The sequence below is a fragment of the Macrococcus bovicus genome (genome assembly GCF_030376725.1).
Taxonomy (GTDB): domain Bacteria; phylum Bacillota; class Bacilli; order Staphylococcales; family Staphylococcaceae; genus Macrococcus; species Macrococcus bovicus.
Genome location: NZ_CP128470.1, coordinates 103,704 through 125,283, shown reverse-complemented (window position 1 = coordinate 125,283; position 21,580 = coordinate 103,704). Strand labels below are relative to the sequence as shown.

Annotated in this window: 20 protein-coding genes; 8 read left to right on the top strand and 12 right to left on the bottom strand. The window is 44.6% G+C overall.

Features of this window, described 5'->3' with window-relative positions:
• The first annotated feature begins 126 nt into the window (after positions 1 to 126).
• Positions 127 to 1,521, top strand: a complete 1,395-nt coding sequence (locus QSV55_RS01015) for a protein adenylyltransferase SelO (RefSeq protein WP_289650342.1) — start codon at positions 127 to 129, stop codon at positions 1,519 to 1,521.
• A gap of 119 nt (positions 1,522 to 1,640) precedes the next feature.
• Here the strand turns inward: QSV55_RS01015 and QSV55_RS01010 are convergent, their stop codons facing one another.
• Together QSV55_RS01010 and QSV55_RS01005 are read right to left on the bottom strand one after the other, a co-directional pair.
• The gene (locus tag QSV55_RS01010) at positions 1,641 to 2,006 is read right to left on the bottom strand and encodes an iron chaperone (protein ID WP_289650341.1); all 366 of its coding nucleotides are present in this window, start codon (positions 2,004 to 2,006) and stop codon (positions 1,641 to 1,643) included.
• 2 nt (positions 2,007 to 2,008) lie between these two features.
• Positions 2,009 to 2,872, bottom strand: coding sequence for a PPK2 family polyphosphate kinase (locus QSV55_RS01005; RefSeq protein WP_289650340.1), 864 nt, complete (start codon positions 2,870 to 2,872; stop codon positions 2,009 to 2,011).
• A gap of 90 nt (positions 2,873 to 2,962) precedes the next feature.
• Between QSV55_RS01005 and QSV55_RS01000 the strand changes: the two genes are divergently transcribed.
• Entirely contained in the window at positions 2,963 to 3,391 is a 429-nt protein-coding gene (locus tag QSV55_RS01000) for a 6-pyruvoyl trahydropterin synthase family protein (RefSeq protein ID WP_289650339.1), read from the top strand.
• Positions 3,392 to 3,421: 30 nt separating this feature from the next.
• Here the strand turns inward: QSV55_RS01000 and lrgB are convergent, their stop codons facing one another.
• From lrgB to QSV55_RS00960, 8 genes are all read right to left on the bottom strand, one after another.
• A complete protein-coding gene (gene lrgB, locus QSV55_RS00995; protein ID WP_289650338.1) occupies positions 3,422 to 4,123 on the bottom strand; it encodes an antiholin-like protein LrgB in 702 nt (233 codons plus the stop codon).
• Position 4,124: 1 nt separating this feature from the next.
• The gene (gene lrgA, locus QSV55_RS00990; RefSeq protein ID WP_133451749.1) at positions 4,125 to 4,520 is read right to left on the bottom strand and encodes an antiholin-like murein hydrolase modulator LrgA; all 396 of its coding nucleotides are present in this window, start codon (positions 4,518 to 4,520) and stop codon (positions 4,125 to 4,127) included.
• 115 nt (positions 4,521 to 4,635) lie between these two features.
• Entirely contained in the window at positions 4,636 to 5,325 is a 690-nt protein-coding gene (locus tag QSV55_RS00985) for a LytTR family transcriptional regulator DNA-binding domain-containing protein (protein ID WP_289650337.1), read from the bottom strand.
• On the bottom strand, positions 5,326 to 7,068 hold the full coding sequence (locus QSV55_RS00980) for a sensor histidine kinase (RefSeq protein WP_289650336.1): 1,743 nt from the start codon (positions 7,066 to 7,068) through the stop codon (positions 5,326 to 5,328).
• 50 nt (positions 7,069 to 7,118) lie between these two features.
• Positions 7,119 to 8,402 (bottom strand): MFS transporter, encoded by a 1,284-nt coding sequence (locus QSV55_RS00975; protein WP_289650335.1) that lies wholly within the window; start codon positions 8,400 to 8,402, stop codon positions 7,119 to 7,121.
• 71 nt (positions 8,403 to 8,473) lie between these two features.
• The gene (locus QSV55_RS00970) at positions 8,474 to 10,360 is read right to left on the bottom strand and encodes an FUSC family protein (RefSeq protein ID WP_289650334.1); all 1,887 of its coding nucleotides are present in this window, start codon (positions 10,358 to 10,360) and stop codon (positions 8,474 to 8,476) included.
• Positions 10,361 to 10,468: 108 nt separating this feature from the next.
• Positions 10,469 to 11,794, bottom strand: coding sequence for an MBL fold metallo-hydrolase (locus tag QSV55_RS00965; RefSeq protein WP_289650333.1), 1,326 nt, complete (start codon positions 11,792 to 11,794; stop codon positions 10,469 to 10,471).
• Positions 11,795 to 11,808: 14 nt separating this feature from the next.
• Positions 11,809 to 14,226 carry a DsrE/DsrF/DrsH-like family protein gene (locus QSV55_RS00960; protein ID WP_289650332.1) on the bottom strand — a complete coding sequence of 806 codons (2,418 nt, stop codon included), beginning with the start codon at positions 14,224 to 14,226 and terminating at the stop codon, positions 11,809 to 11,811.
• 151 nt (positions 14,227 to 14,377) lie between these two features.
• On the opposite strand from QSV55_RS00960, the gene QSV55_RS00955 reads away from it, so the two are divergent.
• The 4 genes from QSV55_RS00955 to QSV55_RS00940 all read left to right on the top strand — a co-directional run bounded on the left by QSV55_RS00955 (position 14,378) and on the right by QSV55_RS00940 (position 16,905).
• Complete coding sequence (locus QSV55_RS00955; RefSeq protein WP_133451756.1) at positions 14,378 to 14,638, top strand: metal-sensitive transcriptional regulator; 261 nt, start codon at positions 14,378 to 14,380, stop codon at positions 14,636 to 14,638.
• A gap of 5 nt (positions 14,639 to 14,643) precedes the next feature.
• Positions 14,644 to 14,934, top strand: coding sequence for a rhodanese-like domain-containing protein (locus QSV55_RS00950; protein WP_133451757.1), 291 nt, complete (start codon positions 14,644 to 14,646; stop codon positions 14,932 to 14,934).
• On the top strand, positions 14,931 to 15,689 hold the full coding sequence (locus tag QSV55_RS00945; protein ID WP_289650331.1) for a sulfite exporter TauE/SafE family protein: 759 nt from the start codon (positions 14,931 to 14,933) through the stop codon (positions 15,687 to 15,689). The genes QSV55_RS00950 and QSV55_RS00945 overlap by 4 nt, the downstream gene beginning before the upstream one ends.
• Before the next feature lie 220 nt (positions 15,690 to 15,909).
• A complete protein-coding gene (locus QSV55_RS00940; protein ID WP_289650330.1) occupies positions 15,910 to 16,905 on the top strand; it encodes a D-2-hydroxyacid dehydrogenase in 996 nt (331 codons plus the stop codon).
• A gap of 67 nt (positions 16,906 to 16,972) precedes the next feature.
• On the opposite strand, the gene ahpF is transcribed toward QSV55_RS00940, so the two are convergent.
• Both ahpF and ahpC read right to left on the bottom strand, forming a co-directional pair.
• Complete coding sequence (gene ahpF / locus QSV55_RS00935; protein ID WP_133451759.1) at positions 16,973 to 18,496, bottom strand: alkyl hydroperoxide reductase subunit F; 1,524 nt, start codon at positions 18,494 to 18,496, stop codon at positions 16,973 to 16,975.
• 76 nt (positions 18,497 to 18,572) lie between these two features.
• Positions 18,573 to 19,142: an alkyl hydroperoxide reductase subunit C gene (gene ahpC, locus QSV55_RS00930; protein ID WP_289650329.1), complete on the bottom strand. Its 570-nt coding sequence runs from the start codon at positions 19,140 to 19,142 to the stop codon at positions 18,573 to 18,575.
• A gap of 340 nt (positions 19,143 to 19,482) precedes the next feature.
• Between ahpC and QSV55_RS00925 the strand changes: the two genes are divergently transcribed.
• Together QSV55_RS00925 and QSV55_RS00920 are read left to right on the top strand one after the other, a co-directional pair.
• A complete protein-coding gene (locus QSV55_RS00925; protein ID WP_289650328.1) occupies positions 19,483 to 20,553 on the top strand; it encodes a PTS sugar transporter subunit IIC in 1,071 nt (356 codons plus the stop codon).
• Complete coding sequence (locus QSV55_RS00920) at positions 20,554 to 21,549, top strand: D-2-hydroxyacid dehydrogenase (RefSeq protein WP_289650327.1); 996 nt, start codon at positions 20,554 to 20,556, stop codon at positions 21,547 to 21,549. It begins immediately after the preceding gene.
• The last annotated feature ends 31 nt before the right edge of the window (positions 21,550 to 21,580 follow it).

Here is a 21,580-nt window from a genome sequence, read left to right as displayed (position 1 = left end):
AAGACTCCTTTCCGTTTCTACAATTATCTTGAATTTTACCATAAAAAGTAGAAAGACACTTGTATACTGAATTACTATATTTTCTTGATTTATTCTGTCATGATAAGCATGAAGGAGTGATAAATAATGGACACAAACTTTAATTTTGATAACAGCTATCGTCAGTTACCAGCTGACTTTTATGATTTAGCTGAACTGAACCCGGTGTCAGCGCCAGCGATCCTTATTCTAAATGACAAGCTGGCTGACCGGCTGAATCTCAGTGTAGAAGCATTAACTGACTCAGCAGATGAACTGGCAGGCAATAAAAAGTTCCCCCATTCTGAACCCCTTGCCCAGGCTTATGCCGGACATCAATTCGGTCATTTTACTATGCTCGGTGACGGGCGTGCTGTTCTGCTTGGCGAGCACCTCATGCCTGACGGCTCACGTTATGATATTCAGCTGAAAGGCTCCGGACGAACGGCTTTCTCAAGAATGGGTGATGGGCGTGCACCCCTTGCGCCGATGCTGAGAGAATATTTGATCAGTGAAGCGATGCATGCGCTGGGTATACCGACGACAAGAAGTCTTGCTGTCACAGCAACCGGTGACACAGTCAGAAGAGAGACCGCACAACCAGGCGCTGTCCTTACACGGGTGGCGAGCAGTCATATTCGAGTCGGCACATTTGAATATGCAGTGCGTCAAGGCATCGTCAAGGAGCTGGCTGACTATGCGATTAATCGTCATTACCCTGAACTCGCCACTTCAAGCACAAAATATATCGATTTTCTTTATGCTGTGATAGATCGGCAAGCTGCCTTGATTGCACAGTGGCAGAGCATCGGTTTCATCCATGGTGTGATGAACACCGATAATATGACCATCAGCGGTGAAACAATTGATTACGGCCCATGTGCTTTTATGGACAGCTTTGACCGTGCGACCGTCTTCAGTTCAATTGACCGGCAGGGCCGTTATGCCTACTATAATCAGCCGGGTATAGGGCAATGGAATCTAGCTCGTTTTGCAGAGAGTCTGATTCCGCTCTTCGGACAACAGACTGATGAGGCCATTGAGACAGCTAAAGAAGCACTGACTTACTACGAAACCCAGTTTGATCAATACTGGCTGAATGCGATGGCTGCAAAAATCGGCATCCGGACACCTCAGCCAGAAGACCGTGACCTGATAGGCGAGCTCCTCAGCATTATGGAGGATCTTGAACTGGACTTCACCCGGACATTCCGTCAGTTGAGTCTGCAGCAGCCTGTTGATTCTGCGCTGGACGACTGGAAAGTGCGCTGGCAGAAACGGATCACAATAGAAGAAGCGCCTTTTGAACTCATGAAACAAGTGAACCCGGCGATTATCCCGCGCAATCACCTTGTTGAAAAAGCAGTGAACAGTTCAGACTTAACATTCTTTAAAGAACTGCTCACTCAACTTGAAGAGCCCTTCAGTGATGATCATCCTGACTTATATCTCTCTCCTCCTAAAGAGACCGAGCAAGTCTTCCAGACTTACTGCGGCACTTAAAAACAATAGCAGTAAAGCCGCGCGGCTTTACTGCTATTGTTGATTTCAGATGATGATTACAACGAGACGCCAAGTATCGTTGTGATCATTCCTTCAGTTCACTATATTCTCGAAGCGGGTTATCTTCTCCAGAATGTCTGACAGTCTTTTTTATCTTCTATATTGTAATCAATCATTTCAGCCAGCAAGCTGTAATTGATTTCCTCTGCCCACTTGACGCGAAAGAGCATGGCGGTCTGAGAATACCCTGCTTGAGCAATCTGATCTTTAAACTGCACAAGTGCTTCTTTCTCAGGCGCAATCGCCATATGTTTTTGAGCGACACTGAAACCGATAATGAACGTCCCGTGATGCTGATACATCGGCTGATTCCATTTAACGACTGGTTCTAGTTCCGGATAATTATTTTCAATCCAGTTAAAAACTTCACTCAATTTCTGTGATTGTGCAGGTAGTAAGCCATCCAGAAAGGATTCAAATATCATCTTTAGTTTTCTGCTTCCAGTTTCTCAATATATTCCTGTAATGTCTTCTTATCTTCACCGGTTATTTCCGGGAACTGCGGATCAATTTCTTTCAATACACTGATCATCACTTCAGAAACGAGACGTCTCGCATGCCATTCGTCATCTGCCGGCAGAATGTACCACGGACTGTGCTCAGTTGAAGTCTGATTCAGCATATCTTCAAATGTTGCCTGATACTCCTCCCAATGTTCGCGTTCTTTGACGTCATTGAATGAAAACTCCCAGTTTTTCTTCGGGTCTTTCATTCGTTCGAGTAACCGCTTGCGCTGTTCGCCTTTCGACATATGGAAGAAGAATTTCACGACATGGAAGCCGTTTTCGTGTAGATACTCTTCGTAGTTGTTGATCTGACGATAACGCACGTCCCAGATCTCTTCTCTCTTTTTATCATCCGGCACCTGTTCCTCACCGAGCAGATCATGGACTCTCGTCACGATGACTTCCTCATAATAAGAGCGGTTCAGAATACCGATTTCACCACGCGCCGGCAGCCCGTCATGTAAACGCCACATATAGTCATGTTTCGCTTCTTCATCAGACGGTTTTTTGAACGATGTGGTCTTCAGGCCCTGTGCATTCAAGTTTGAGAATATATAACTGATGACTTCATCTTTACCTGCGGCATCCAGTGCCTGTAACACGACGAGAATGCCTTTCTTCTCTTCCGCATGGAGTTTAAGATGCAGCTCTTTCAGTTCACTGACAAGGGCAGGTATTTCATTTTCCTTGATATCTTCATTATATTTCTTCTTATCTTCACTCGTTGGATAATCTTTTAATTTGATATTTGCCTCTACCGGTACTCTATATGAATCAATGTTCATTCTTATCCCTCCTGTTGCCTACTTATTCCTACATCCCATAGTCCTTAAACATGTAAAATAAGAGAAGACATCATTTAAGGAGGGTCCTCGATGCATATATTTGGCGACATTCAAGCGCCGGACGTATTTAAAATCTACGACGCATCACCTGTATTAAAATTAAAGTTCTCTTTCCATGCGCACTGCCGTATTTACTTCTCCCCTGACAGATATAAGGATCTTGAAAATCATCTCTATGTTTTCTATGTGACGGTCAGCAGTCCCCTTAATGATATGGGTATGGCTGTTGATTTCTTTCATATAGAAGATATCTTTACCACTCACATCAAACCTTTTGTCGATCAGCAGTTACTCAATCAGACGCTACCTTCAATGAATATGACCACTGAAAATATCGCCCACTGGCTTTATGAGACATTTGAAAAACATCTGCCTGCCAATACGACTATGGAAACTCTTGAATTATTTGAAACAGCGAATCATAGTGTGCTGCTGACGCAGTACAATAGACATCAATAAACGGATGCCCTCTGCGCATCCGTTTATTGATTATAAAAGTATGGTTGCGAGTATCGGTACAACGACGACAACAATCACACCAACGAGTACTATGGCAATACTTGCCATAGACGTTTCCACTTCACCCAGTTCCTGTGCTGCTGATACTCCTAGTGAGTGGCCACTCGTGCCGAGCGCAAGACCACGTGCTATTGGGTGATTGATATGGAAAAGTTTCAGCATCTTATTACCGAGTGCATAGATGATGACTGCATTCAGAATGACAGCAAGTGACGTCAGTTCAGGGATACCATTAATACTCTTAGCGACCGGCAAAGCAATGGCTGTTGTCGCTGCCTGCGGTAACATGGACGCGATGATATCAGTATTAAAACCGAATAGTTTGGCGACAACGTAAATAATGAAAAGTGCGCCGGTCGTCCCAAGTGCAATGCCACCCATGATCTGCATCCAGTATTTTTTCAGCACTTCTCTCTTTTTGTAGAGGGGAATAGCAAAACAGATCGTCGCAGGTTCCAGGAAGAAGCCTACAATCTTACCTCCTTCCAGATAGTTGTCGTAACTGATACCCGTTATCTTAAGAAAGAAGATACCGAAGACCATGCCGACAAAGAGCGGCGCGAATAGGAAGAAGCCATTTGTTTTCTTAAACAGATATTGGCCGACCATAAAAGGGACAATCGTTAACAGAATACCGAAGTAAGGTGTATGCACACCGAGTGCCTCCCACATATTAATGCACCTCCATCTCTTTAGGTGCTTGTGTCATGACCGGAGATTTTGTTACCAGTACTTGTGAGAAAATACCAGTTGACACGAGCAGCATCACTGTTGAGATAAAGATCAGACCTAGAATCAAGAATGGGTGTGCACTGATAATACCAAGGGAATTGATAACTGAAATACCCGCAGGTACGAATAAGAGACCGATATGATTAACGAGTGCGCTTCCTACTGTTTCAACTTGAGCAAGCTTGATGATGCCCGTACACAATGCGACAAATAGCAGCACGAGTCCAATCACAGATGCTGGCATCGGAATCGGCATGATACCTTCCAGCACTTTTGAGATAAGTAGAATCAGGGTGATGACTGTGACCTGATGAAAGAATGAATAACTTTTTGTCATGTGAATGACCTCCCATATGTTTTATCTTGAGGTCAGTATAACGAGGATTTACAGCTTATCAGACGTAATCCAGTTGAGATGCAAAAATAACAGGTTGAAATGCAAAAAAACCGGCTTAAATTAAACCGATTTCTTCTTTGAATGCGCGGATATATGAACGACTGACCTGAAGCTTGATATCACCTGTCAGTTTGACTTGATAGGTGTGATTAAACCAGTGTTCTGCGCTGATGATGTGTCTTGTGTTGATGATATTAGAACGATGAATACGCATGAAATAATCAGGTAGTTTCTTCTCGTAATTACTGAGCGGCTCATTAAGTAAATATTCTCTGTCTACTGTCGCAATGTGCAGCTGTCCTTCCTCTACATACAACGCTACAATCTCCTCACATTTCAACACATAGATTTTGTCGTCTGACTGAATGGAAATAGCGGTGATTTGTTGTTTTTCTGTCCGCGCTTTTGCTACTGCCTGCTCAATCCGCAGCGGATCAAATGGCTTCAGCACATAGTCGAGCGCATTCAGCTCAAACGCCTTGACTGCATACGTGTCATGAGCAGTCGCAAAGATAATATGCGGCGGCCGCTTCATCTTATTGATCTTCTGCGCGAGATCCAGGCCACTTTCATCAATCAGATTAATATCCAGGAATAATAAATCATAGCGTTCTGATAAAAGTGCAGTCAGTGTTTCTTCAACACAATCTGCTTCGTCCACTAAATCAATATCATCCAGCTGTTCGACCAGAAACTTCAGTTCATTTCTTGCGAGCGGTTCATCGTCTACAATCAATATTTTCATCTATTGTTCTCCTTTCAGCGGCAATTCAGAATAGAAACGTGTCCCTGTCACCGCTGTTTCGAATTGCAGTTTAGCTTTCTCACCAAACAATCCGGTAAGCCTTCTGTTCAAGTTTTCCAGTGCACTTCCTGTCCCCGATTCTGAATGAACGAGTGACTGGCCGATCAGTTTTCTTTTATCAGCTGAAATACCAAAGCCATTATCTTTCACTTCAATATAGAGGCAGTGGATTTTTCTGACCCGCACATCGATATCATTCCCTCTTTTACGGTTGCTGAAGGCATGTTTAATGGCGTTCTCCACTAATATCTGAATGAGAAAGGGTGGCACATATTCCTGCAGGCAGTTGTCATCAACCTCAAAATGAATGTTGAATCGGTCTGGGAATCTAGCCTGCTCAAGCGCAAGATAGGCTTGGACCTGCTGCAATTCTTTCTCGACTGTAATCGTTGGTGTCCTAGCGCCCTGCAGATTAGAACGGAAGAAATGGCTGAGACTCAGCAGCAATTCTCTTGCACGTTCACTATCCACTCTGACCAGTGCTGAAATAGTATTAATCGCATTAAAGAAGAAATGAGGATTGACCTGTGCCTGAAGTGATTTAATCTCTGCTTCTTTCAACAACTTACTCTGCAGTTCAGCCCGACCAAGTTCAATCTGACTGGAGAAGATATTACCGAGCCCTTCTGCCAGCTGTCGTTCGACATAAGTCATTTTGCGATTATCTGTAAAATAGAACTTAAGCGTCCCAGCAATCTGGTTTTCAGCATAAAGCGGAATGACAATCGCCCCGTCCAGCGGACAATTCGGATGTGTGCAGCCGATGCCTTCTTTAGAGTGCGCTTCTTTTACTTCGCCTAATCTGATGACATCTTTTGAGAGATCCGTAATAATTTTTTTCTGAGGCACATGGTGATCACTCCCTGCTCCGACATGCGCCAGAATATCTGTCGTATTGGTGATGGAGACAGCAGAGAGTTTGAGCAAATCTTTAATAATGGATGCCGCTTCTGTTGCTGACTCCTGGGTAAGACCTGCTCTGAAATAAGGCAGTGTCTGATTCGCCACCGCCAGTACGTCATGCGTCTGTACAGCACGCATACGTTCCTCCTGCTGCAGTGTCGAGAGAATGATGGATAAGAAAATAGCAGAACCCAGACTGTTAATCGAAATCATCGGCAGCGCGATAAACTGTACGAGTTCAACCGATGCACCTTTATCCGGTGAAAACAGGATAATACATAACATTTGAATCATCTCAAGCACGGCGCCGATGATGATACCCTGAATAATAGTGGGATAACGATTCTCCCGGAGTGATCTGTAACCGACATAACCTGCGATAATCCCTACGACTACTGAAGAAATAATATAAGTATAAGCAGCTTCTCCACCCATGAAATAACGGGATAGGCCGGATATCACACCGACCCCGATGCCGACATAGGGACCGCCGACCAGTCCGGCAACACTGATGATCAAGATACGGGTATTGGCAAGCGACGTGTCATCTGAAAGTTTATAGAAAATTTCACTTGAAATAATTTGGTTATTCTTAATCTCTACACCTGTAAAATTAGAGATGACAGCAAAAAGACCGAAGATAAGCAGCAGCTGAAGCTGCGTTGACCCTCTTTCCCTCTTTGTCATGACTTTTTTGAAATAAGGCACATTCATCAGCAGATAGGCGATGAGAATAATCAGACCGACACGTTCCAGAAGTAATATAAAAAGACTCAGCATAGCAAATCCTCCTATCATTCCCATTATAACGCAAAAAAGAGTAACCGAAGTTACTCCTTTGTTAAAAGTCTGATGACCTTAAAATGTAGAATGAAGGCACCGAGCGCCATAATAAATAACGAGAGAATCGCCACTCGACTCGCCATCGCCCCGTAGTCACTGAGCAGCCAGGTAATGGTGCCATATATAAAGGGACCTATAACAGCTGATAGTTTGCCGCTCATTGAAAAAAGACCGAAGAACTGTCCTTCATGTTCAGCAGGTGACAATTCAATGATAAGTGTCCGTGATATCACCCAGATAGAACCCATGGCAACGCCGAAGAGAATCGCACATACATAAAACCATTCTTTAGCCAGGGGCAGGCTTGCGAGAACTAATGCTATCATCAGTACAAGTGCAACCCATTGTAGTGCTCTTGCTGAGCCGATATGTTTCGCGATATAACCGAAGATAAAAGCACCGATAACGCTGAAGACTGTCGCAATCAGGAAGATGCTGATAAACTGACTGTTCGAGAAGCCGACCACTGTCGTCGCATAAGGCTGCATCATACTGATAGCGGTTGCCAGCGCATCGTTCAAGAAAAAGTAAACAATCAGGAAGACATAAATAGCAGGTTCCTGCCGAGCAAGCTTAAAAGTCTCCCAGACTTCCTGATAACCATTGACCGTTTTCTCTCTCTTCACTTCACGATCACCATCTCTGCCGAAAATGAAAATTGGCAGACTGAAGATCAGAAAAAGAATCGCTGTCGGAATAAAGGTCTCAGCTGTCGGCCCCTTACCGACTAACGCTGTGACACCGAGAACTCCTACTAGCGTTCCAAGATACCCTAAAGCGACACCGAACCCCGATATCACTGAATGGTCCTCTTTCGGTGCAAGACTGCTCATCATAGCATCATAGAAGACAAGACTGGAGTTATAAGTAAACTTCGCAATGGTAAAAAGGATGATGGTGAGTAAAAATGCGGCCGGAAGACCGAATACCGATTGTTTTAAAGCGATGCTGTTTACGTACCCCATAAGATACGTACAGCCAAAAACAATCAGCGTGAAAATAATGATCCATTTTTTCTTCTTATTCGTACGGTCAATATAAACGCCGTACAGCGGACTCAGTAAAATCAGAAAAAATGCGGCAATACTTGCAGAATAGGCAATCCAGGTTGAAGCGATCTGCTCCTGTACCGGGTTCGTCCCCAGTTGTTCCGTAACGAACTGCGGGAAAAACAACGTGATGATATTCGCACTGAAAATCGTATTACTGAAATCATAGAGGGCCCAGCTCAGGACCGGGACTGAAAGCAGCAGTCTGATATCTCTTTTCATAGAGGCTCCTTTTACACCTTAGTCTCTTCTCTTTTATTATAGAGGACTCGATCGAAAAAGAAAGCTGTTTCTCATGAAACAGCTTGATCATGACTGCAGAATTTCTGCAGTTCATTCAGCATTCCTCTTAAATAATCCGCTTCCTGCAATTCCGGTAGCTCTACTTTACCAAGAGGCCGCTGATATTCAATTTGTTTTGCGACATGTGCAAAAGTCAGCATATAGACACTCAGTGTATGGTCATCCAATGGTTGCGGCGACTGCTTTTGCAGACGATCAAGTGCAAAGCTGATCTGTTCGAGAAGTGTGATAACCGCATAATAGGATTCAACTTGTGCCTTATCAGCAGTCAGTTCGCCTGATGCCTGTGTATAGGTAAGTCTGGTATTGAAGACCTGCTGATTAAGCGGAAACGAACGTCTTCTGACTTCTGTCTCGTGTTCATTTGTGAACAGATCATGGAAGACCACAGCTTCCTGACGTAATAACGAAGCTAACATATGCGGCAACCGAGCATATGCCGTTACACGTCCAAGGAGGAGGGTGCCGAGTACCGCAATAAGAACACCGATAATGGTATCCGTTATTCTTAACAAAGCAAAATCCTGTGACAGATGTCCTGCTACAATAGCAGACATCATGAGAACCTGAATGGTGATGAAGATCATGGCAAGAGAATAATTGGAAGCCACAAACATTTCTGTAATCCCGCCGGTCACTGCAACAATCAGCAGAATAGTAAGCGGACTGGGACTAAGAGGCAGAATGGCAAGTATGATCAGCAAGCCGATAGACGTACCGATAATGCGGGCCCCGGCCCGCTGCATGCTCGACACCGTATGAATACCCAGCATAACAGTATGAGCTGACAATACCACCCAGTAAGGTCGTTCAATATTAAAGAGCAGCGCCATCGTCACAGCTGCCGTGATGATAGCTGCATACTTTAAGGTCATGATAAAAACCATCGATTCCGGTGTCAGGTTCTGTATAAGACATTCCACATAGTCAACATCCCTTGTACGCATCTTATATGACAATTGTTCCAGGGGTGCATTCAAGACTTCTTCTGTCCGAAAGAGTGCAGCTGCAAGGGCTTCGAACTGAGGCTCAACATCCACAGACTTCTTCCAGGAAACAGGTGCTTGATTTTCTATACTTAGACAGAGATATTCGAACATGTCTATAATATCTCCTGGTATTGCCTTGTGACCACGGGAACGAAGCTCCAGTAACTCCGCAAAGATAACCTGCGCCATTTCATGGAGCAGCAATCGTCTTTCATAGTTGACTTTATTCTCTTTCACTAAGCCGATATCTGCACTTCTCAGCGTCTGGCTGCTGGAACTGAAGATCTGCAGGGCCTGCTGATTCGCTTTGCTGAACTGCTCAACATCTGAAAAATGGTGAGCAAGTGTGAACAGCGTGCGGAAATCATTGATGACGGCCTGTTGCTGCACCGTATTTTTGAACAGCAGCGCCTCAATATAGACAACGAGTACAGTCAGGAGCCCGCCAAGCATGACGAGTGCACCTCGGTAAAGCGCTGTTTCAGGATGATACGGCATGAACGATGCAAGACCAAACGCCACGATAAAAAATGTGGCTGACGGTCCTTTAACACCTAGGGCAGTAAAGATATAGAAAGGTATCACTGCAAAAGCGGTCAGCAGGATAGCATAGAGGAGTGCATGGTGTCCGACCAGTGAACCCAAAATCATGGCCAGCGCTAATGTCGCACTCACCATTAAAGCTGTCTTTATCTTAGATTTGAGCGTGCCACCGAAAAGGTAAATATGAGACAATGCGCCCATCGATACAAGGAGTCCGGTCTGCAGCTGACCGAATAAATAGAAGATAAATAAAGCGATAAACATCAGAAGTCCTTGTCTGATGCCTTTAGGAACATCTATTTTAGCAGCATCAATTGACAGCAGCGACTGATAATAAGCCTTCAAATAAGGTCCACCTTCCCATAAAAAAACCACACAAATCAAATTTGTGAGGTTCTTTATCATTTATATCAAGCATAGTCCTGAAAAACTAAATTTTCAAGTCTGTGGCCTTTATTTCACTGCCTCATAACCGCCTTTTATATTAATGGCTTGTTTATAGCCCAGTCTTTCAAGAATACTCATGGCGATTGCGCTGCGAACACCTGACTGACAGTGAACATAGATTCTGTCATCCTGACTGAACGGAATATCTTCGGCCAGCAGTTTACCGAAGTGAAGATGTTTTGCACCATCGAAATGGCTGTCATCCCATTCTTTTTGTGTACGAACGTCCAGAATATTGATGCCTTCTTTATCTTTTCGTTTAAAGTCAGCGGATTCAATCTGTTCATAGCCTGGTCCATTCACTTTATTGCCCGGTAAATAACCCGTCACTGTATCAAAGCCGATCAGCTTCAGTTCATCTGCTGCCTGTTGAACCACTTCGAAGTTTCCGATTAACTGAAGCGGCTCTTCATAGTTCAGATACCAGCCGGCAAAACTGAGGAACTTCTTATTGTAAGGAACATTGATGCCCTTACTGCCATTCTCCGCAAATACTTCTTTCGGTCGTAAGTCCAGTATAACGGGTGCGGTCAGTTCAGCGACCGGCATAACCGGTTCAGCGGAATAAGGTCTGACGCCGTCACGGTTGATTCTTTTCATCTCCTTGAAATAATACGGAGGCTCAGGCTGCTCGCTGGTCAGTGCCTGAATAAAACTTTCTTCATCCTCATACTGGAATGCCCAGCTGTTCACGCGTTCGTAGCCGAGCGTCGTTACTGGCACTGCGCCTAACGACTTGCCGCATGCGCTGCCTGCGCCGTGCCCCGGCCAGATCTGGATGTAATCCGGTAAGTCAGCCATTTTCTTAAGTGACTGGTACATCTGTTTCGCACCGATTGCGGTAGAATCCTTGACGCCGGCAGCAGTCTCCAGTAAGTCGGGACGACCCACGTCACCTACAAAGATAAAGTCCCCTGTAAACAGACCCATCGGAATATCGGACTGATTATCAGTGAGCAGAAAACTGATGCTTTCAGGCGTATGGCCAGGTGTATGCAACACTTCAAGCTTAACGTTACCCACCTTAATCACATCGCCTTCTACCAGACGTTCTGCTTCAACATCTTTGTACTGCCAGTCTTCGCCGCCTAAACCAGATACATAAGCTTTAGCGCCTAGTCTGTTCACTGCTTCACGCAGACCTGATGCAAAATCTGCATGGATATGTGTTTCAGTCACATATTTGATCGCAAGGTTCTCACTTTCTGCTGCCTCAATATAGGGCGTCAGGTCGCGGAGAGGATCAATAATGATTGCTTCTCCTGTTTTCTGACAACCGACGATATAAGACATCTGCGCTAACGGACCGTTAAAAAATGATTTAAAATACATATTCTCTCTCCTTCTTAAATAAATAGATTTAGGTTCGCTTTTTCTGTATCGCCGAGGTAAGTAGCTACGCCACCGTATTCTACACCGTCAATCAGTTCTTCTTTAGTGACAGCCATGATGTCCATACTCATGGTACACGCGACCATTTTCACGCCCATTGACTGTGCTTTCTCGATCATCGTTTCTAATGAATCCACTTTCTTCTTGTTCATGACGTGGCGAATCATACGGGCACCCATACCACCCATATTCATTTTAGAGATCGGCAGCTTACCTGCGTGTTTTGGCATCATCTGTGCGAAAGCTTTATCCAGTCCTTCTTTCGCCACTTTTATACCCGGTTTCTTAATGACGTTTAATCCCCAGAAGGTGAAGAACATCGTGACTTCTTTACCATAGGACGCTGCACCTGTTGCAATAATGAATGACGCAAGTGCTTTATCGAGGTCTCCACTGAAGACAACCATTGTCGCTCCGTTTTTCGTCTCAACGAGCTGGTGTCCTTCAGCGTCATTCATGACATTGACCGGTAAGGCACGCCCTTTTTGGACAACGGCTTTCACTTTGCCGCCTTCTGTCTTATTGCTGATTACCGTATTGCCTGTCGCATTCGCCCACGCATCAATATCTGTACAGAAGCCGAAGTCTGTCACGTGGATTTCAAGCTGTTCCCCTTCCTGCATCTCATCAATATTCTCTTTCACTTTCAGGATCGGACCCGGACACTGCAGGCCGCTCGCCTCAATAAATCTTCTGTTTTCACTCACTGTTTTCACCTCTTCTTTAACTGTTTCTTTCTTGTCAACCACGGGTTTTGGCGCTGTGTGCAGCTGCTTGTATAATTTATAGCCGCCGTCCAGGTTGATAACGTCAAAACCATGATTCTTCAGGATACGGGCTGCATTATAACCGCGCTGACCCACCTGACAGAAGACGGTGACAGGTACATTGCGGTCCAGTTCATTCAGCCGTTCTCTGAGTGAACCGAGTGGTATATTCTTTGCGTTATTAATGGTACCCATGTCATATTCAATCGGTTCACGGACATCAATCAGCTGCTGAGCATCTGATATTTCATCGTGCTGCGCCATCTTCATCTGATCAGTCAGGACATTTTCTGCTATGTAGCCTGCCATATTGACCGGATCCTTCGCTGACGAGAACGGTGGCGCATAAGCGATTTCTATCTTCTGCAGATCAACGACTGACTGTTTAAATGTCATCGCACTAGCGATAAGATCAATCCGTTTATCAACACCTTTACGGCCCACTATCTGTGCACCGTAAATTTCACCTTGCGGACTGAAAATGACTTTAATGGTCATCGGTGTCGCCCCTGGATAATAAGAGGCATTCGATTGACCAGATACGTGGATGACGTGATATTCCTTATCTAATTGTTTTAATGCTTTTTCATTTAATCCAGTACTTGCCACATTTAAATCAAATACTTTGGCTATGGCAGTACCAATCGGTTTTAGCGGCTCAAACGTTTTACCATTTAAATGGTCTGCCAGCAGACGACCTTGGCGGTTCGCTATCCAGGCAAGTGGTATATGTGCTGCCTGACCGCTTATTTGATGTGTCACTTCGCTGACGTCACCGATCGCATAAATATGTGCATCGTTCGTCTGAAATACGTCGTTCGTCTTAATCGCTTTTTTAAGACCAAGTTCAAGACCCGCTTCTTCTGCGAGCGTTGATTCCGGCAGGACACCGATTGCCATAATGACCATATCGGCAGTCAAGGTCTCGTTTGTGCTGGTTGTAACTGTCTGTGAATCAATCCGTGTAATCGACTGTTCCAGTCTCAGATCGACACCTTGCTGGATGAGATGTTCATGAATACCTTGTGCCATATCAAGATCGACACCTGGCATCACCTGATTGCCGAGCTCAAATAAAGAAACTTGAATCCCTAATGCATGCAGGTTCTCTGCCATCTCAAGACCGATAAAGCCGCCGCCGATGACTGATGCGGTCTTAACATTCTTCTCTTCAATATAAGTTTTGATTTGATCCATATCCGGGATATTTCTTAAAGTGAAAACATGTGACTGCTCTTTTCCTTCAACAGGAATCTCAATCGGTTTCGCACCTGTTGATAAGATTAGAATATCGTAATCGATGACTTCTTCCTGACCCGCTGTCTTCACTAACAGTTGCTGCTCTGCTCTATTGATTTTCAATGCTTCCGTCTGAATGCGGACGTCAATATTCATCCGGTCATGCATCAGTTCCGGAGTCTGTATCAATAATTTATTTCTATCTGTAATTTCATCACCGATATAGTAGGGTAAACCGCAATTGGCGAATGAAACATGCGGCCCTCTTTCTATTAAAATGATGTGGTCTTCTTCGTTCAGTCTTCTCAGCCGGGCTGCTACAGATGCACCGCCTGCAACGCCTCCTACAATAACTATACGTCTCATCGTATTTTCCTCCTGTTTTTTAATACCTATGGGGGTATCATAATATGGTTTAAACGATTTGTCAAATACCCCGTACGGTATTTTTTGATTGACATTTATACCTCAGGGGGTATATAGTAATGTCACTGTAAAAAAAGAAAGTAGGGATGATATGAAATACGATAAAAATTCCATTAACCGTTTGAAACGGCTGCAGGGACAGTTGAATGGTGTCCTAAAGATGATGGAAGAAGAAAAAGACTGCAGAGAAGTGGTGACGCAGCTGAGTGCTTCCCGGAGCGGTATTGAAAGACTGATCGGTGTAATTGTCAGTGAGAACTTAGCCGAATGCGTCAAAGAGAATGTCAAAAATAATGAAGATACAGATGAGCTCGTAAAAGAAGCTGTCAATCTGTTGATCAAAAGTAGGTAGAAAATATGAAAACCATCACAGTCAAAAGTTTAGAACAGTTGCTTAAACAGCAGGCAGATATCAAGCTGATTGATGTCCGTGAACGAGATGAGTTCTCAGTAGATGGCATTAAAGAGGCAGAAAATATTCCATTATCAGAGCTTGAAGCGAGAACGTCCGAGTTCAATCAGACAGATGAATACGTGATCATCTGCCGGTCAGGTAACCGGAGCGGCATGGCCTGTCAGTATTTAGAGGAATCAGGCATTCACACAACGAATGTCCAAGGCGGAATGATTGAATGGAATAGACGATGACACTTTTTATCCTCCTCCTCTTCATCGGAGCCATCGGGGCATTTGTTTCGGGGCTGGTCGGCATTGGCGGCGCTATCATTATCTTTCCGATGCTCCTCTTTATTCCACCGCTCTTTGGTATCGATACCATCACGCCGCATCTTGCAAGCGGTCTGACAGCCGCACAGGTTTTCTTCAGTACACTGAGTGGCAGCATCAGCCAGCGCAGTAACCCAGATGCGAGCCGTCAGTTAATCGTGCCGATGGGAGCAGGGATTCTGCTCGGCAGTATAGGCGGTGCATACAGTGCTTCTCTCTTTGATGAACGTATCATCAATATCGTCTATACAGCCCTCGCTATACTCGCTGTTATCCTCATGTTTGTCAAAGTAAGACCCGAACAGACAAAAACACAGTTCAATCCCGTTTTATTATTCGTCGCAGCTGCTTTAATCGGTTTTCTATCGGGCATTGTGGGCGCTGGGGGTGCTTTTATTATCGTGCCCGTCCTGCTCGCTCTATTCCGTGCGCCTTTTAGAAGTGTGGTGGCGAGCAGTATTATAATCGCCTTTATCTCTTCTATCGGGACTTTTCTGATTAAAGCGGCGACGGGAGATGTGGATTTCATACTGATGATACCTCTTGTCATCACAAGCTTGATCATGGCACCAGTCGGTACACGTATCTCTAAAAAAACAAATCAGTCGGTGCTGCGCTATATACTCGCAGCTCTTATAGCAGCTGCTGCTATTAAAATGCTGCTGCAAATTCTATAACAAAAGCGCTCAAGATATTGACTTGAGCGCTTTTTCATCTATCTGTCATTCATGCCTTTACCCTCTAAAATGTTCTTCATATATTTCTCAATCCGCGCTGTCCTTGTCTTGCCCTGCTTGGCCTGACTGACTTGATATTTGTATGGCCTTTCTTTCCACATTGTCTTAATATTCACACTATATTATACTGAATAGCAATACTGAAAGCGAGGTAATGATCATGACAAAGATAATGATGTTCAGCACACGCGAAGAAGAAGTACAGGCAGCAGAGGCCTGGGCTGCCAGAAATAATGTAGAACTGACGATGACTAAAGAGAAGCTCACCCCGGATAATGTTCATCTGCTTGCAGGATATGACGGCATCTCCACTTCTCAGACGAGTCTCATTGATAAAGCCGTATATCCTGCTCTAAAAGAACTCGGTATTAAACAGATTGCCCAGCGCAGTGCAGGTTACGATATGTTCGATTTGAAGCTGGCTGAAGAGAATGAGCTGGTGTTATCCAATGTACCGAGCTACTCGCCGAACTCCATCGCCGAGTTCGCTGTCACAACCGCACTTCAGCTTGTCAGAAATACCGCACAAATCGAAAAAAATGTGCAGAATTATGACTTCAGATGGTCTCCTGCAATTATGTCACGGAGCATCCGAGATATGACCGTAGCTGTCATCGGCACGGGTCGTATCGGCCAGTTCACAGCTCGTATATTCAATGGTTTCGGCAGCAAAGTTGTGGCTTATGATCCTATTCGGAATGACGAGCTGGCCAATTTCATCGAGTACAAAGAGACGTTGGAAGATGCCGTACATGATGCAGATATCGTCTCATTGCATATTCCACTGAATGACGAGAACTATCATTTGTTTAATCAAGCATTGTTCACTCACTTTAAAAAAGGGGCGCTATTCATCAATGCAGCTCGCGGGGGTATCGTCGACACAAAGGCTCTGATAGCTGCGATTGATTCAGGCCAGCTGGCCGGCGCTGCGATTGATACTTATGAGAATGAAGGCCCCTATTTTGCGAAGGATTACAGAGGCAGCGAGCTTGATGATACGACACTTAAAACGTTGATAGATCATGACCGAATTATTCTGACGCCGCATATCGCTTTCTTTACTGATGTAGCCGTACAGAATCTTGTCGATGATGGACTGGAAGCCGCACTGCAAGTCATACGGACCGGGACGTGCGATAACCGAGTCAATTAGCATATTCTGTAGGTGAATCCGGCTATTAAAAATCCTTCTATTTCCAAGGAAATAGAAGGATGATGGATTAATGTCTGATTAAATAGTCAAATGCACTGAGGGCAGCTGTTGCGCCTGCGCCCATAGAGATGATGATTTGCTTGAATGTCTGATCTGTACAGTCACCTGCTGCAAAGATACCTGGCACATTTGTCGCACCGTTGCGGTCAACGATGATCTCGCCACGTTCATTACGCGCAACTGTGTCGCCGACAAATTCAGTGTTCGGTACAAGGCCGATCTGAACGAAGACACCTTCTAAGTCGATTGATTTTTCTTCACCTGTATGGCGTTCTGTATAAGTCAATCTGCTTAGTTTATCTGTGCCTGTCAGTTCTTTTGTTGCGGCCTGCGTGATGATTTCAGAGTTCGGCAGTGAAGCCAGACGTTCCTGCAGGACAGCATCTGCACGCAGCGTATCACCGAATTCAAGTAATGTGACGTGCTCTGTAATACCTGCTAAATCGATTGCTGCTTCAACCCCTGAGTTACCACCGCCGACAACTGCGACACGCTTTCCTTCGAAGAGCGGACCGTCACAGTGCGGACAGTAAGCGACACCTTTGTTTTTGAATTCAGCCTCACCCGGCACATTCATGTTACGCCATTTAGCACCCGTACCGATAATTAAGGTTTTAGAAGACAGTTTCGCACCGTTATCCAGTTCTACTTCAACCATATCGTTGACTTTCTCAATGCTCTTAGCACGGACTGCTGTCATCACATCGATATCATAGTCACGGATATGTTCACCTAGGTTCTGTGATAAAGCAGGACCTGTCGTCTCTTTAACACCGATCAGGTTTTCGATGCCTGCTGTGTCATTGACCTGGCCGCCGATCCGTTCTGCTACCATACCTGTCCGCAGACCTTTACGTGCTGCGTAGATAGCTGCTGCTGCACTTGCAGGACCGCCGCCGATTACCAGTACTTCGTAAGCTTCCTTCGCATTCAGTTCGTCTGCGTCCAGACCACCGCCGACTTGCGCGACAATTTCGTCCACTGTCATGCGTCCGCTGCCAAATTCTTCACCGTTCAGGAAGATGCTTGGCACTGCCATGATATCTTTAGATTCTTCGCGGAAGACTGCACCATCAATCATGGTATGTGTGATATTCGGATTCACGACAGACATCAGATTCAGAGCCTGTACGACATCCGGACATTTGGTACACGTCAGACTGATATATGTTTCAAAGTGAAGCGGCTGGTCTAACTTGGCAATCTGCTCAAGTGTAGACTGCTCTTCTTTCGGCGCGCGGCCGCTGACTTGCAGGAGCGCTAATACAAATGATGTGAACTCATGACCTAAAGGTACACCTGCAAATGTAATTCTTGCTTCTTCATCTGGACGTCCCACTGTAAAGCTAGGCGTCCGTTTCAAGGAAGATTCTTTTAAAGTGATGCGCGATGTCATCTCTGCGACTTCTTTTAGTAAGTCCATCATATCCTGTGATGCTTTATCTTCTCCGGCACTTGCTGTCAGGACCACTTCTCCTTCAAGCAGTTCAAGATACTGTGCCAGCTGCTGTTTCAACGTTTTGTCTAACATCGATATCCCTCCTCAAATAAGTGCCACAACGTTCATAGAACGTTGTGGCTTTTTTCTCTCAATAGTGAGAGTCGTCTTAGATTTTACCGACTAAGTCAAGACCAGGCGTTAATGTCTCTGATCCTTCTTTCCATTTAGCCGGACATACTTCACCGTCATGTGTACGCACATATTGAGCAGCTTTGACTTTATCTACAAGTACGCTTGCTTCACGGCCGATGCCGTCGTTGTTGATTTCCATTGTTTGCACTACACCGTCCGGATCGATCAGGAATGTCGCACGTTGAGCCAGACCTTCAGCTTCGTCTAATACATCAAAGTTGCGAGCGATAGTGTGAGATGGGTCACCGATCATTGTATATTCAATTTTAGAGATAGCATCTGAGTGGTCATGCCATGCTTTATGTGTGAAGTGCGTATCACAAGATACAGAGTAAACATTAACCCCTAAATCCTGTAATGTTGCATAGTGATCTTGTAAGTCTTCTAATTCAGTCGGGCAGACAAACGTGAAGTCAGCTGGGTAGAAGCAGACAATACTCCAGTCGCCTTTCATTGACTCGTTAGATACTTCAATGAATTTATCCTCTTTAGGATTATAAGCGTTTGCTGTGAATGGCAAGATTTCTTTGTTGATTAATGACATGAATGAACCCTCCGAATAATGAATAGATTTTAGATTATAATTATTATAATCTAGTACTCCCCTATTGTTACATGATTGCTGGTTGAAGTCAATGAAGAAAGCTTGAATGAAATATGACTTTTCATCCTATAGATGAACATTTTTAACATCCGTCTGCAACGTGATGATTATCAGTAGAACGCTTATATTCTCAACGGAAATGTAAATGATATGAATTCAATATTAAGATAATTCAAAAAATTTAAGTCATACCAAAAATACATTGAACTTTTTTCACAATCAAGCTATAATGAAAGCAAGATAAATGTGATTTATTTCACAATTAAAAGGAGCGTTCTTTATGGACCAAACAGTAAACCGCATTTCTGCAAAAGATTTTATCAACAAAGTGTTAGCCGGGGTTGCGCTCGGTATTGTCGTCGGTTTAATTCCGAATGCTATTCTCGGTGAGTTATTCAAAGCATTGACGCCTTATCATCCTATTTTCGCCACGTTAAACAGCGTGGTAGTCGGTATCCAGTTCACCGTACCAGTCCTCGTGGGTGTATTAATCGGCATGCAGTTCAAACTTAATCCGATTCAGACAGTGATTGTCGGTACAGCCGCATTCGTAGGTAGTGGTGCTGCTATCTTCAAAGAGAATGCATGGGTCTTAACAGGTATCGGAGACTTGATTAACACGATGATCACCGCTTCTATCGCCGTCTTATTGATTCTCTGGATCAAAGACCGCTTAGGCAGCCTGACTATTATCCTCCTGCCGATTATAGCGGGTGGTATTGCAGGGTTTATCGGGATCATTCTATTACCTTACGTCAAACTCATCACATCAAGTCTCGGCCAGCTGATCAACAGCTTCACTACTTTACAACCGATTGTTATGTGTCTTCTGATTGCGATTTCATTCAGTATACTGATTGTTTCACCTATTTCAACGGTGGCCATCTCTATGGCGATCGGTATCTCCGGCCTTGCCTCTGGTGCTGCGAATTTAGGGGTCGCTGCTGCTGCCTGTATGCTGGTCGTCGGTACTGTGCGCGTCAATAAAGCGGGTGTCCCTATCGCTGTCTTTCTGGGTGCCATGAAAATGATGATGCCAAACCTTCTCAAATATCCGATTATTGCCTTGCCGATTGCACTGACAGCCGCTGTTACAGGAGTGGCCGGTAGTCTGATGGGTATCCAAGGAACTAAAGAATCAGCAGGTTTCGGCTTTTCTGGTCTCGTCGGACCCATCAATGCTTTTAAATTCATGGAAGGCAATGCCATGATGAATCTGTTACTGCTGATTCTGGTCTATTTTGTCATTCCATTTGTGTCAGCGTTCATCTTCCATTACTTATTCACCAAAGTATTTAAACTGTATGATTCAGACGTATTCAAATTCCAGACTGAAAGTGAGGATAAATAAATGACTAAAATAATGATGTTCGGTGCCCGCGAAGACGAAAGACCTGCCGCTTTGAACTGGGCGGAGAAAAACAACGTGGCGCTCACCATCTCCTCTGAAATTCTGACACCTGAGACAATCGATTCGCTTAAAGGTTATGATGGTGTGACGACACAGCAGACCGGAAAACTGGCACCCGAAATTTATGAGCGTTTAGCAGCTATCGGTATCAAACAGATTGCACAGCGCAGTGCCGGTTATGATATGTATGATTTGGAAGCGGCCAGAGCCCATCACATCATTATCTCAAATGTACCAAGCTATTCACCGAACTCTATTGCAGAATATGCCGTCACTATGGCTCTCAATCTCATCCGTAAAACCACGCTCATCGATGAGCATGTCAGACGTCATGATTTCAGATGGCAGCCTGCTATCATGTCTAAAGAAATCAAAAGTCTGACCGTCGCAATCATCGGTACAGGACGTATCGGTCAGATCACCGGAAAGATATTTAAAGGTTTTGACTCGACTGTAGTCGGCTACGATCTCTATCCGAATGACCAAGCAAGAGAATGGATTGATTACAAAGATTCTATAGAAGAAGCAGTCAAAGAAGCGGACATCGTCTCCCTGCATATGCCAGCAACAAGTGACAATCACCACCTCTTCAATAAAGAGATGTTCGCTCAATTTAAAAAAGGTGCCATCCTCATCAATGCAGCACGTGGCAGTGTGGTTGATACCGCCGCTCTCATTGAAGCCATTGATAATGGTCAACTGGCTGCTGCTGCACTTGATACGTATGAGTTTGAAAGCAGCTATTTCCCCAAAGACTTCAGCGGTCAGGAGATTACAGACAAAGATCTGCTGCGTCTGATTGAACACGACAAAATTATTGTGACACCTCATATCGCCTTCTATACAGATGTCGCCGTAAAAAATCTGGTTGAGGGCGGCTTGAACGCAGCACTTGAGGTCATTCAGACAGGTACTTGCCAGACAAGACTCAACTAAAAATACGCCCGCCTATTTAAAGGCGGGCGTA

Excerpts from the sequence above, each read along its gene's own strand:
- QSV55_RS01015 (WP_289650342.1), top strand. The coding sequence starts at position 127 with ATGGACACAAACTTTAATTTTGATAACAGCTATCGTCAGTTACCAGCT.
- QSV55_RS01010 (WP_289650341.1), bottom strand. The coding sequence starts at position 2,006 with ATGATATTTGAATCCTTTCTGGATGGCTTACTACCTGCACAATCACAG.
- QSV55_RS01005 (WP_289650340.1), bottom strand. The coding sequence starts at position 2,872 with ATGAACATTGATTCATATAGAGTACCGGTAGAGGCAAATATCAAATTA.
- QSV55_RS01000 (WP_289650339.1), top strand. The coding sequence starts at position 2,963 with ATGCATATATTTGGCGACATTCAAGCGCCGGACGTATTTAAAATCTAC.
- lrgB (WP_289650338.1), bottom strand. The coding sequence starts at position 4,123 with ATGTGGGAGGCACTCGGTGTGCATACACCTTACTTCGGTATTCTGTTA.
- lrgA (WP_133451749.1), bottom strand. The coding sequence starts at position 4,520 with ATGACAAAAAGTTATTCATTCTTTCATCAGGTCACAGTCATCACCCTG.
- QSV55_RS00985 (WP_289650337.1), bottom strand. The coding sequence starts at position 5,325 with ATGAAAATATTGATTGTAGACGATGAACCGCTCGCAAGAAATGAACTG.
- QSV55_RS00980 (WP_289650336.1), bottom strand. The coding sequence starts at position 7,068 with ATGCTGAGTCTTTTTATATTACTTCTGGAACGTGTCGGTCTGATTATT.
- QSV55_RS00975 (WP_289650335.1), bottom strand. The coding sequence starts at position 8,402 with ATGAAAAGAGATATCAGACTGCTGCTTTCAGTCCCGGTCCTGAGCTGG.
- QSV55_RS00965 (WP_289650333.1), bottom strand. The coding sequence starts at position 11,794 with ATGTATTTTAAATCATTTTTTAACGGTCCGTTAGCGCAGATGTCTTAT.
- QSV55_RS00960 (WP_289650332.1), bottom strand. The coding sequence starts at position 14,226 with ATGAGACGTATAGTTATTGTAGGAGGCGTTGCAGGCGGTGCATCTGTA.
- QSV55_RS00955 (WP_133451756.1), top strand. The coding sequence starts at position 14,378 with ATGAAATACGATAAAAATTCCATTAACCGTTTGAAACGGCTGCAGGGA.
- QSV55_RS00950 (WP_133451757.1), top strand. The coding sequence starts at position 14,644 with ATGAAAACCATCACAGTCAAAAGTTTAGAACAGTTGCTTAAACAGCAG.
- QSV55_RS00945 (WP_289650331.1), top strand. The coding sequence starts at position 14,931 with ATGACACTTTTTATCCTCCTCCTCTTCATCGGAGCCATCGGGGCATTT.
- QSV55_RS00940 (WP_289650330.1), top strand. The coding sequence starts at position 15,910 with ATGACAAAGATAATGATGTTCAGCACACGCGAAGAAGAAGTACAGGCA.
- ahpF (WP_133451759.1), bottom strand. The coding sequence starts at position 18,496 with ATGTTAGACAAAACGTTGAAACAGCAGCTGGCACAGTATCTTGAACTG.
- ahpC (WP_289650329.1), bottom strand. The coding sequence starts at position 19,142 with ATGTCATTAATCAACAAAGAAATCTTGCCATTCACAGCAAACGCTTAT.
- QSV55_RS00925 (WP_289650328.1), top strand. The coding sequence starts at position 19,483 with ATGGACCAAACAGTAAACCGCATTTCTGCAAAAGATTTTATCAACAAA.
- QSV55_RS00920 (WP_289650327.1), top strand. The coding sequence starts at position 20,554 with ATGACTAAAATAATGATGTTCGGTGCCCGCGAAGACGAAAGACCTGCC.